Raw genomic sequence first — 11,912 nt, forward strand, 5'->3', positions numbered from 1 at the left:
TACCTACTCCGCAGCCTCAATGGCGGGGTGCACGTAAACCCCCGAACAGGTTTCCATGGTCGGGCTTGCACGGCACACGGCATGGGTCAGGTAATAATCGGCAATGACCGGCCGGAACGGCGCGTTCGATACCGGAACCTTGCCCGCCTGCGGGGAAGCGGTATCCGACGTGCCATGGCGGTTCCACTCCGCCTGCCCGAATACGGGATTGGCCTGCACCAGGCGCGCGCGCAGGGCCTCCAGCGTGTCATAAGGCAGCTTGCGGCCCGCGACTTCGGAAAAGGCCCGCAGGATACGCCAGTCTTCCCGGGCGTCTCCCGGGGGCATGACGGCGCGGAACGCCTGCTGCACCCGGCCCTCGGTATTGGTGTAAGTGCCGGGCTTTTCGGCATAAAGCGTGCCCGGCAGGATCACATCCGCCCGCGCCGCACCCGCATCGCCATGATGGCCCTGATAGACCACAAAGGTCTTCGGCCCGATCTGGTCGGTCGGGAACTCATCCGCGCCCAGCAGCCACAGCACATCCACCCCGCCCTTGAGCATGCCCGCCACGTCGCGACCCTTCGGGCCGGGCAGGAAACCAAGGTCCAGCCCCGCCACGCGGCTGGCGGCCACATGCAGGACATTGAAACCGTGCCAGTCCGGGGTGATTGCGCCCACCTGCGCCGCCAGCTCCCAGCACGCGCGCGCTATGGCCTGTCCGTCGGGACGGGTCAGCGCGCCATGCCCCACGATGATCATCGGCTTTTTCGCCTTGGCCAGCACATCGGCGAACGGCAGCTTGCCAGCGGCCAGGGCCGCCAGCGTGTCCGGCCCGTTCCCCAGCACCTCGGCCGCATAGGTCGGGTCGGCATTGGGCGCGCCGATCATGGCGATGGGAAAGCCGCCGCGCCCGGCCGCCAGATAACGCTTGCGGATGCGGGCATTGAGCACGGGCGCTTCCTGCCGGGGGATCGACCCCACGATCAGCAGGGCATCCGCCTCCTCAATCCCGGTGATGCCGGTATTGAAGGTGTAGAAATCGCGGCGGGACGTATCGTATTTCGCCCCGTCCTGCCGGCAGTCGATGTTGCCGGACCCCAATGTCTCCATGAGATCCTTCAGCGCCATCATGCTCTCGGCATCGCACATGTCGCCCGCGATCGCACCGATACGCTGGCCCGGCACATCCTTCAGCCGGGTTGCGATGGTGGCGAAGGCGTCCTGCCAGCTTGCGGGCTGGAGCTTGCCATCCACCCGCACCCATGGGCGGTCAAGGCGGCGACGGCGGAAACCGTCAACGACAAAGCGCCCCTTGTCGGCCAGCCATTCCTCATTCACCTCGTCATTGATGCGCGGCACGATACGCAGCACGCTTGCGCCGCGCGCATGCATGACGATGTTTGTGCCGACCGCATCGCATACGTCGATGGAGTCCGTACGCTTCAGTTCCCATGACCGCGCCGTGAACGCATAAGGCTGCGAGGTCAGCGCCCCGACGGGACAGACATCGATCAGGTTGCCCGACAGTTCGGAGGTCAGCGCCTTTTCGACATAGTTGGTGATTTCAAGGTTTTCACCCCGCGAGACACCACCCAGCTCCGGCACGCCCGCGATCTCGGTCGAAAAACGGATGCAGCGCGTGCACTGGATGCAGCGCGTCATCACGGTCTTTACCAGCGGACCAAGATACTTATCCGTGACCGCGCGTTTGTTCTCACGGTAGCGGGAATGGTCGGCGCCATACCCGAAGGCCTGGTCCTGCAGATCGCATTCACCACCCTGATCGCAGATCGGGCAATCGAGCGGATGGTTGATCAGCAGGAACTCCATCACCGCGCGGCGGGCGCGACGCACCACCTCGGTATCGGTGAAGATCTGCATGCCATCATTTACCGGGAACCCGCACGACGCGACCGGCTTGCGCCCGCCCGCGACCTCTACCAGGCACATCCGGCAGTTACCCGCCACCGAGAGGCGCTCATGATAGCAGAAACGCGGGATTTCCTTGCCTGCGGCCTCACATGCCTGCAGGGCGCTGGAACCTGGGGGAACCTCTACCGAGATACCGTCAACGGTTACTTTCACCACTGTTCCTACTCCGCAGCTTCAACCATGCCAGCCGGCACCTGCACGCTCCGGCCACTGCCATGCGCCACCTTGTAGGCGCGGATGCGCTCTTCCATCACCGGGCGGAAACGACGGATCAGCCCCTGGATCGGCCAGGCCGCCGCATCACCCAGCGCGCAGATGGTGTGCCCCTCCACCTGACGGGTCACCTGCTCGAGCATGTCGATTTCCTCGATCTCGGCGCGGCCTTCGACCATGCGGTCCATAATCCGCATCATCCAGCCGGTACCTTCGCGGCACGGGGTGCACTGCCCGCAGCTTTCATGCTTGAAGAACTTGGAGAACCGCGCGATGGCCGCGATGATGTCCGTGGACTTGTCCATCACGATCATGCATCCGGTGCCAAGGCCGGAACCTTCGGCGCGCAGGCTGTCATAATCCATCAGCACCGTATCGCAGACCGAACGCGGCAACATGGGCACCGAACAGCCACCGGGGATGACCGCCAGCAGGTTATCCCACCCGCCGCGCACGCCACCGCCATGCTTTTCGATGATTTCCTTCATCGGAACGCCAAGTTCTTCTTCAAACACGCAGGGCGTGTTCACATGGCCCGATATGGCCATGAGCTTGCTGCCCGCATTGTTGGGGCGCCCCAGCCCGGCGAACCATGCCGCGCCGCGACGCAGGATGGTGGCGGCAACCGCGATGCTTTCCACATTGTTGACCGTAGTGGGACAACCATACAGGCCCATCGCCGCGGGAAAGGGCGGCTTCATGCGCGGCTGGCCCTTCTTGCCCTCAAGGCTTTCCAGCAGGGCCGTTTCCTCGCCGCAGATATACGCACCCGCGCCGCGATGGATGTAGAAATCGAAATCCCACCCCGAACCGCAGGCGTTCTTGCCGATCAGGCCCGCGGCATAGGCTTCGTCAATCGCGACCTGGAGATGTTCGGCCTCGTTATAGAACTCACCGCGGATATAGACATAGGCCGCATGCGCGCCCATGGCGAAGGAAGCGATCAGCGCGCTTTCCACCAGCTTGTGCGGGTCATGGCGCAGGATTTCGCGGTCCTTGCAGGTACCCGGCTCCGACTCATCACCATTGATGACGAGGTAATGCGGCCGACCATCGTTCTTTTTGGGCATGAACGACCATTTGACGCCGGTGGGAAAGCCTGCCCCGCCACGCCCACGCAACCCGGAAGCCTTCATCTCGTTAATGATGGCATCAGGCCCACGGGCCAGAATGGCGGCCGTATTGTCCCAGTCGCCGCGTGCGCGCGCACCCGCCAGTTTCCAGTCGTTCTGACCATACAGGTTGGTAAAGATGCGGTCCTTGTCCTGAAGCATGATCCTACCCCTGCCCCTGCGGCTTCTGCGCCGCGTCACCGACCAGCACCTTGCGCCCACCCGCCGGGGCCGACGTCATGCGTCCGGTGGTGGAGCCGGCCGGGGGCCGTTCACCGCGACGCAGCGCCTCGATCAGTTCGTGGGTGCGCGGACCGTCGAGATCCTCGTAATAATCATTGTCAACCTGCAGGACCGGCGCATTGGCGCAGGCGCCAAGGCATTCGACCTCGGTCAGGGTGAACAGGCCGTCCTTGCTGGTTTCACCAAAATTGCTGATGCCCGTGGCGGCCTTGCAGGCGGCGGTGACATCATCGGAGCCACGCAGCCAGCATGACGTGGTGGTGCATACCTGCAGATGGTAGCGGCCAATCGGCTGGGTATTGAACATGAAATAGAAGGTCGCGACCTCATAAACACGGATCGGCGCCACCTCAAGCCGCGCCGCCACGACATCCATGGCAATACGGGGCACCCACGCACTTCCCGTGGTACGCCCCATCTGGTTCTGCACCACATAGAGCAGCGGCAGCGTGCCGCTCGCCTTGCGCTCGGGCGGATACTTGGCAAGGATCGTAGCGATCTGCCGTTCGCTTTCCTCGTCAAATGCGAAATGGGTCGGTTCCACGCCCTGGGGCGCGTCGGACTGGACGGACATTTTGGTCACCTGTCAATCTCGCCAAACACCAGATCAAGTGATCCGATAATGGCTACGGCATCAGCCAGCATGTGCCGACGCGACATTTCGTCGATTGCCTGGAGATGGGCAAAACCCGTGGGCCGGATCTTGCAGCGGTACGGCCGGTTACTGCCATCGGCCACCAGATACACGCCAAACTCCCCCTTGGGGGTTTCGACCGTGGTGTAAGTGGCGCCCGGCGGCACGTGATAGCCTTCGGTAAAGAGCTTGAAGTGATGGATCAGCGCTTCCATGGAGCGTTTCATCTCACGGCGTGGCGGTGGCGAGATCTTGTGATCCTGCACCTTCACCGGGCCGGGGCGAATCTGCTCCAGGCACTGGTTGATGATGCGCACGCTCTCACGCAGTTCCGCCACACGGATCAGGTAACGGTCATAGCAGTCGCCCTGCCGCCCCACCGGTACGTTGAACTGCACCTTGTCGTAATTGTCATATGGCTGGCTGCGCCGCAGGTCCCATGGCACGCCCGATGCGCGCAGGCAGGGACCGCTGAAGCCCCAGGCCAGCGCCTGTTCGGTGGTGAACACGCCGATACCGACTGTGCGCTGTTTCCAGATGCGATTGCCCGTCAGCAGCGATTCCAGATCGTCGATCCACTGGGGGAAAGTGCGCGCCCAGTCGGCAATACGCTCCTCCAGCCCGGCGGGCAGATCGCGTGCGACACCACCGGGACGGAAGTAGTTGGCATGAAAGCGCGCGCCGCATACGGCCTCGTAAAACTCCATCAGTTTTTCGCGCTCTTCATATCCCCACAGCGCCGGTGTCAGCGCACCGCAATCCAGCCCCAGCGCCGTCACGTTAAGGATATGGTTCAGGATGCGGGTGATCTCGGCGAACATGACCCGGATCCAGCGGGCGCGATCCGGGGCCTCGATACCCAGCAGCTTTTCAACCGCCAGCGCGAAGGCATGCTCCTCACACATCGGGGAGACATAATCGAGCCGGTCAAAATACGGCAGCGCCTTCGGGTACGTCTTGTACTCGATCAGCTTTTCCGTGCCGCGATGCAACAGGCCGACATGCGGAATGGCGCGGGCGACGACTTCGCCCTCCATTTCCAGCACCAGCCGGAGCACACCATGCGCGGATGGGTGCTGCGGGCCGAAATTGACCGCGTGGGAGTCGATCTCCACCACATGCCGCTTTACTTCGCCCTTGTCGTCCTCCGGCAGGAGTGAATCCGGAACAGCCACATCGCTGCGAAGGGTTACGTCGCTATCGCTCATCTGTCGCCTATCCCTGCCGTTTCAAATTCTGGCGGTCCGCATGCGCCTTTTCGTCGCCGGGCAGCGTCAGGATACCTTCCCAGGGCGATTCAAAATCGAAATTACGGAAATCCTGCACCAGATCGACCGGCTCATAGACAACCTGCCGCCGCTCCTCGTCATAACGCATTTCGACATACCCGGTCAGGGGGAAGTCCTTGCGCAGCGGGTACCCCTCGAACCCGTAATCCGTCAGGATGCGGCGCAGGTCGGGCTGGTCGGTGAACAGGATGCCGAACATGTCGTAGCATTCCCGCTCCCACCACGTGGCGGCGGGCCAGAGCCGGTGCATGGACGGCACGGGGCTGGTCTCATCCGTTGTCACGATCACGCGGATGCGGTGGTTATGGGTGACGGACAGCAGGTTGTAGACCACGTCGAACCGTTCGGCACGGTCGGGAAAGTCCACGCCGCATACATCCATGACCTGTTCACAGGCGTAACGCGGGTCGTCACGCAGCATGAGCATGAGCGCCGCAAGCCGGTCGCGCGTGGTCTGCACCACCAGTTCGCCCTTTTCAATACCGGCGGAAATGATGCCCGGAACCGTGGTGGACAGACGGAAGGCGATAACCCCCAGCCCACCGGACACCACGCCCGGCATGGCCGCCGCCGCTACGGGAGCATTTTGTGGATCAGCCACGGCGTATTGTCCCTGTCCTGCGAATTTTCTTCTGCAATTGCAGAATTCCATAAATCAGCGCCTCGGCCGTCGGGGGGCAGCCGGGCACGTACACATCAACCGGCACGATCCGGTCGCAGCCGCGCACCACGGAATAGGAATAATGATAATACCCGCCGCCATTGGCGCAGGATCCCATGGAAATAACCCAGCGCGGTTCGGCCATCTGATCGTAAACCCGGCGCAGGGCGGGTGCCATCTTGTTGGTCAGCGTACCCGCCACGATCATGACATCCGACTGGCGGGGCGACCCGCGCGGGATGATCCCCATGCGGTCCAGATCGTAGCGCGGCATGTAGGCGTGAATCATTTCCACCGCGCAGCACGCCAGCCCGAAGGACATGGGCCACAGGCTTCCGGTGCGCCCCCAGTTCACCAATTTATCAAGATTGGCGACCACAAAGCCCTTTTCGGTAATTTCCCCGGTAATGCCCTTGATTACCGCATCCTGTTCCGCCCCCGGCGGCAGCATTTCGCGGTTCCAGGCAATGCTGTCAGCGGGCCGGTCCGGCCCGGATATGTCATGGCCCATTGGTGCGCCTCCCCTTGTCATGTTCAATCCCAGTCCAGCGCGCCCTTGCTCCATTCATAGATGAAGCCAACCACCAGAACACCCAGAAAGCCCATCATGGACAGGAATCCGAACCACCCGATCCGTGACAGACTGAGCGCCCATGGAAAAAGGAATGCAACCTCGAGATCGAAAATGATGAAAAGAATTGCAACCAGATAGAACCGCACGTCAAACTGATGACGTGCGTCGTCAAATGCCTCGAAACCACATTCATATGCGGACGTTTTCTCGGCATAGGGCTTCTGATGGCCGAACAGCAGCGAACTGCCCAGCATCGCGCCTGCGATCACCACTGCGATGCACCCGAATATCAGCACGGGTAAATAATCAGCGATAACGGAATGCATGTTCCGTGTTCCCAACCTGTTAATGCGCCACTCAGTGTCTTTATCGACTCAATGTCTGGCACGGGAGATGCTAGACCCTACACCCCGCAGGGAACAGTTGGTTAGGCATGTTATTTTAGGAACATTACTGTGAGGTAAGGTACAGGACCAAAACGGTCAATATTTGATAAACAAGAGTTTACCGCCATTTTTTACTTCATTTTTTCGTGTATAGTGCACAAAAAAAAGCACCAGACCTGCGTATCAGGAATGGCGCGAAAGAAAATGAATTCGGAATATGGCGCGAGTGACGGGGCTCGAACCCGCGACCTCCGGCGTGACAGGCCGGCGCTCTAACCAACTGAGCTACACCCGCATGGTGCTGTCCCCTACCCCCATGAAGGGAGCGGGAAGAATATGGTGGGCGATGACGGGATCGAACCGCCGACCCTCTCGGTGTAAACGAGACGCTCTACCGCTGAGCTAATCGCCCGCGACCCTACTAGGCGATTGTAAAAAAAGGGGCAACCCATAAAATGGATTACCCCCTTTTTTTGGAAAGAAGCAGTCTTACTTGCTGACGGCTTCTTTCAGGTTCTTGCCGGGCTTGAAGCGCACGGATGTGGAAGCCGGAATGTCCAGCGGCTCGCCAGTGCGGGGGTTACGCCCCTTGGCCGCCTTGCGGGTCGCCGTCACGAAGGTACCGAAACCGACCAGACGGACTTCCTGCTTGCTTGCCAGCGCCTTTTCAATCGCACCGAAAACCGCATCAACCACTTCGCTGGCCTTTGCCTTGGCCAGATCGGCTTCCTCGGCTACCGCAGCGACGAGTTCCTGCTTGTTAAGTGGCTTCTCCATTTTACGCCTTTCTTTGTACTGTGCGCCCACGCAATCGTTTAAAAGTCGCGCCGCATTTCTGCACGCACTATGCCGCTGTTTTTTCTCACGTCAACCAACAGAATTAGAGGAATGACAGAGATATCTGTCATTCCTCTCCTTCATGTCACATTTGCGACGCTACCCCGTGCCCCATTATCGCCTAATGCGTCAATGCGGGCGTTGCCGTGCTTTCGGTGCCGGTGGGGGTGACGGGTTCCGTCCACTCGATCGGTTCGGGCTTTTCCACCAGCGCCTGGCCGATCACCTCATCCACATGTGAAACCGGCAGGATGGTCAGCGCCCCCTTCACCGCGTCGGGAATGTCGATCAGGTCCTTCTCGTTATCCTTGGGGATGAAGATGGTGGTCAGCCCCGCACGATGGGCCGCCAGCAGCTTTTCCTTCAGCCCGCCAATCGGCAGGACACGGCCACGCAGCGTAATCTCGCCCGTCATGCCCACATCCCTGCGCACGGGAATGCCCGTCATCACGCTGACCAGCGATGTCGCCATGGCGATACCGGCGGACGGCCCATCCTTGGGCGTGGCACCTTCGGGCACATGCACGTGCAGGTCGCGCTTTTCAAACAGGTCGGGGCTGATGCCGAATGTCACCGCGCGGCTGCGCACGTAGGACAGGGCGGCCGCGACACTCTCCTTCATCACGTCCCCGAGCTTGCCCGTCAGCTTGATGTTCCCCTTGCCGGGCACCATCACACTTTCGATGGTCAGGATTTCACCGCCGACCTCGGTCCAGGCCAGCCCGGTCACGACTCCGACCATGTCTTCCGACTCGGTCTCGCCATGGCGGAAGCGTTTCACCCCTGCGTATTTCTCAAGGTTCTCGGCCGTGATTTCCACGGTCTTGGCCTTGCCGGTCACGATTTCGGTCACGGCCTTGCGGGCCAGCGTCGCGATTTCGCGCTCCAGGTTACGCACGCCCGCCTCACGCGTGTAGCTGCGTATCAGCTCGCGCAGGGCATCGTCCGTGACGGACCACTCACCGGGCTTGAGATTGTTCGCCGCCGTCTGCTTGGACAGCAGGTGCCGCTTCGCGATCTCGACCTTCTCATCTTCCGTGTAGCCGGACAGGCGGATGATCTCCATGCGGTCCAGCAGTGGCTGGGGCATGTTCAGGCTGTTGGCCGTGGTGATGAACATCACATCCGACAGGTCGTAATCCACCTCCAGATAGTGATCCCCGAACGTGGCGTTCTGCTCGGGATCCAGCACTTCCAGCAGCGCGGATGACGGATCGCCACGCCAGTCGGCGCCGAGCTTGTCGATCTCATCGAGCAGGAACAGCGGATTCGATGTTTTCGCCTTCTTCATGCCCTGGATGATCTTGCCCGGCATGGAGCCGATATAGGTGCGGCGATGCCCCCTGATCTCGGCCTCGTCACGCATGCCACCAAGCGACATGCGGACATACTGCCGTCCCGTCGCCTTGGCGATGGAGCGCGCCAGCGAGGTCTTGCCCACGCCCGGCGGCCCCACGAGGCACAGGATCGGGCCCTTGAGTTTCTGCGCGCGACTCTGCACGGCCAGATACTCGATAATCCGCTCCTTGACCTTCTCCAGCCCGTAATGATCCTTGTCCAGCACCTCCTGCGCCTCGGACAGGTCATGACGCACCTTGGAGCGCTTCTTCCACGGAATGGCCAGAATCCAGTCGAGATAGTTGCGCACCACCGTCGACTCCGCCGACATCGGGCTCATGCTCCGCAGCTTCTTCAGCTCGGCCACCGCCTTCTCGCGCGCTTCCTTGCTCAGCTTGGTCTTGGCGATCTTTTCCTCAAGCTCGGCGGTCTCGTCCTTGCCTTCCTCGCCTTCGCCCAGTTCCTTCTGGATCGCCTTGAGCTGCTCGTTCAGGTAGTACTCGCGCTGCGTCTTTTCCATCTGCCGCTTGACGCGGTTGCGGATGCGCTTTTCGACCTGAAGCACGCCGATCTCGGCTTCCATATGCGCGAAAACGCGCTCCAGCCGGGCATTCACATCCTGAATTTCAAGGATTTCCTGCTTTTCCGGAATCTTCAGGTTCAGGTGGCTGGCAATGGTGTCGGCCAGCTTGGACAGATCATCGATCTGGTTGAGCGAGACCAGCACCTCCGGCGCGATCTTCTTGTTCAGCTTGATATACTGCTCGAACTGCCCGATCAGTGTGCGGCCGATCGCCTCGGCTTCCTTGCCGTCGGTTTCCTGCTCCGGCACGTCCGCGATCTCGGCCTCGAAATGGCCATCGACCTCGTGCAGCGCGGTGATATGGGCGCGCCTGCCACCTTCGACCAGAACCTTGACCGTCCCGTCCGGCAGCTTGAGGAGCTGCAGAATGGTGGAGACCGTACCGTAGCGATAGATATCGTCCGGCGTGGGGTCATCCTGGGCGGCGTTTTTCTGGGCGACGAGCAGGATCTGCTTGTCGCTGCGCGTTACGGCTTCCAGCGCGCGCACCGATTTTTCCCGCCCGACGAACAGCGGCACGATCATGTGGGGGAACACGACGATATCCCGCAGGGGCAGCACGGCGATCGTGTCATGCCCGCTAGTGACATCTTCGGGTTCACGGGTCGCGGGAACCGGAGTCCCCGCCGTATTTTCGAGAGATTCCGTCCCTTCGGGAACGGGTGTCAGTCTGTCAGTGTCAGACATTTTTTTGACCTCCTGATGGACGATCCCGGATGGACACCCGCTCTGCGGCCTGCCCATCCGTTGCGCCGCATATGCGACAACCTACAGCTTCATGTTGTCACGACGCCCCGCCACCACAACCCCGGTGATGGCAGTTTGCGCGAACCGGAACTGCCGACCTAGGCGGACTGCTCGGTCGGCTGGTTCTTGCCATAGACGTAAACGGGCTGCGCCTTGCCTTCCGCCACTTCTTTGTTGACCACCACTTCCTCGACATTCTTCAGGCCCGGCAGGTCGAACATGGTCAGGAGCAGGATGCTTTCCAGAATGGCGCGCAGGCCGCGCGCGCCGGTACGCCGCGCAATCGCGCGCTGGGCGACCTGGCGCAATGCATCCTCGGTAAAGGTAAGCTGCACGTCTTCCATCTGGAACAGGCGCGCGTACTGCTTGACCAGCGCGTTCTTGGGCTTGGTAAGGATCTCGATCAGGGCCGCCTCATCCAGATCCTCAAGCGTGGCGACAACCGGCAGGCGCCCGATGAATTCCGGGATCAGGCCGAATTTCAGCAGATCCTCGGGCTCCACGTCCCGCAGCACCGCACCCGTGCGGCGTTCATCGGGGGACTGGACATCCGCCCCGAAGCCAATGCCCGACCCCTTGCCGCGCGCACTGATGATCTTGTCGAGTCCGGCAAAGGCGCCACCGCAGATGAACAGCATATTGGTGGTGTCCACCTGCAGGAATTCCTGCTGCGGATGCTTGCGCCCGCCCTGCGGCGGCACGGACGCGACGGTGCCTTCCATGATCTTCAGCAGCGCCTGCTGCACACCCTCCCCACTCACGTCGCGCGTGATGGAGGGGTTGTCCGACTTGCGGGAGATCTTGTCGATCTCATCGATGTAGACAATGCCGCGCTGGGCTTTTTCCACATTGTAATCAGCGGCCTGAAGCAGCTTGAGGATGATGTTCTCGACATCCTCGCCCACGTAGCCCGCCTCTGTCAGCGTGGTGGCGTCAGCCATGGTGAAGGGCACATCGAGGATGCGCGCAAGGGTCTGGGCCAGCAGGGTCTTGCCCGAACCCGTCGGCCCGATCAGCATGATGTTGGATTTCGCAATCTCGACATCGTTGTTCTTCTGCGCATGCGCGAGGCGCTTGTAGTGGTTATGCACCGCCACCGACAGCACCTTTTTCGCATGGCTCTGCCCGATGACGTAATCATCCAGAATCTTGCAGATTTCCCGCGGCGTAGGCACCCCATCGCGCGATTTGACCAGATGCGTCTTGTGCTCCTCACGGATGATATCCATGCACAGCTCGACGCATTCATCGCAAATGAACACGGTGGGACCGGCGATCAGTTTGCGGACCTCGTGCTGCGACTTGCCGCAGAACGAGCAGTAAAGCGTATTTTTGGAATCGCCGGATTTGTTGTTCATAACCGCTCCTATTCCCGCAGGGG

10 protein-coding genes and 2 tRNA genes are annotated in these 11,912 nt (G+C 61.3%); all 12 read right to left on the reverse strand.

Features of this window, described 5'->3' with window-relative positions; all coding sequences use genetic code 11:
• Positions 1 to 3: 3 nt before the first annotated feature.
• The 12 genes from nuoG to clpX all read right to left on the reverse strand — a co-directional run bounded on the left by nuoG (position 4) and on the right by clpX (position 11,889).
• Positions 4 to 2,070 carry an NADH-quinone oxidoreductase subunit NuoG gene (gene nuoG / locus LDL28_RS04900; RefSeq protein ID WP_233057475.1) on the reverse strand — a complete coding sequence of 689 codons (2,067 nt, stop codon included), beginning with the start codon at positions 2,068 to 2,070 and terminating at the stop codon, positions 4 to 6.
• Positions 2,071 to 2,075: 5 nt separating this feature from the next.
• Entirely contained in the window at positions 2,076 to 3,401 is a 1,326-nt protein-coding gene (gene nuoF, locus LDL28_RS04905) for an NADH-quinone oxidoreductase subunit NuoF (protein ID WP_233057476.1), read from the reverse strand.
• 4 nt (positions 3,402 to 3,405) lie between these two features.
• Complete coding sequence (locus tag LDL28_RS04910) at positions 3,406 to 4,056, reverse strand: NAD(P)H-dependent oxidoreductase subunit E (protein WP_233057477.1); 651 nt, start codon at positions 4,054 to 4,056, stop codon at positions 3,406 to 3,408.
• A gap of 5 nt (positions 4,057 to 4,061) precedes the next feature.
• Positions 4,062 to 5,324, reverse strand: coding sequence for an NADH-quinone oxidoreductase subunit D (locus LDL28_RS04915; protein WP_233057478.1), 1,263 nt, complete (start codon positions 5,322 to 5,324; stop codon positions 4,062 to 4,064).
• Between the two features lie 7 nt (positions 5,325 to 5,331).
• Complete coding sequence (locus LDL28_RS04920) at positions 5,332 to 5,967, reverse strand: NADH-quinone oxidoreductase subunit C (RefSeq protein ID WP_233059189.1); 636 nt, start codon at positions 5,965 to 5,967, stop codon at positions 5,332 to 5,334.
• A gap of 31 nt (positions 5,968 to 5,998) precedes the next feature.
• Positions 5,999 to 6,577 carry an NADH-quinone oxidoreductase subunit B family protein gene (locus LDL28_RS04925; protein ID WP_233057479.1) on the reverse strand — a complete coding sequence of 193 codons (579 nt, stop codon included), beginning with the start codon at positions 6,575 to 6,577 and terminating at the stop codon, positions 5,999 to 6,001.
• 23 nt (positions 6,578 to 6,600) lie between these two features.
• Complete coding sequence (locus LDL28_RS04930; RefSeq protein WP_233057480.1) at positions 6,601 to 6,966, reverse strand: NADH-quinone oxidoreductase subunit A; 366 nt, start codon at positions 6,964 to 6,966, stop codon at positions 6,601 to 6,603.
• A 278-nt stretch (positions 6,967 to 7,244) separates the two neighbouring features.
• Positions 7,245 to 7,321 (reverse strand) — tRNA-Asp (locus LDL28_RS04935).
• A 42-nt stretch (positions 7,322 to 7,363) separates the two neighbouring features.
• A tRNA-Val gene (locus LDL28_RS04940) sits at positions 7,364 to 7,438 on the reverse strand.
• A gap of 77 nt (positions 7,439 to 7,515) precedes the next feature.
• Positions 7,516 to 7,803: an HU family DNA-binding protein gene (locus LDL28_RS04945; protein WP_025812342.1), complete on the reverse strand. Its 288-nt coding sequence runs from the start codon at positions 7,801 to 7,803 to the stop codon at positions 7,516 to 7,518.
• Positions 7,804 to 7,984: 181 nt separating this feature from the next.
• On the reverse strand, positions 7,985 to 10,471 hold the full coding sequence (gene lon, locus LDL28_RS04950) for an endopeptidase La (protein ID WP_233057481.1): 2,487 nt from the start codon (positions 10,469 to 10,471) through the stop codon (positions 7,985 to 7,987).
• Positions 10,472 to 10,629: 158 nt separating this feature from the next.
• The gene (gene clpX, locus LDL28_RS04955) at positions 10,630 to 11,889 is read right to left on the reverse strand and encodes an ATP-dependent Clp protease ATP-binding subunit ClpX (RefSeq protein WP_183479083.1); all 1,260 of its coding nucleotides are present in this window, start codon (positions 11,887 to 11,889) and stop codon (positions 10,630 to 10,632) included.
• Positions 11,890 to 11,912: the final 23 nt, after the last annotated feature.

Source organism: Komagataeibacter sp. FNDCR2 (genome assembly GCF_021295395.1).
In the GTDB taxonomy this organism is placed as follows: domain Bacteria; phylum Pseudomonadota; class Alphaproteobacteria; order Acetobacterales; family Acetobacteraceae; genus Komagataeibacter.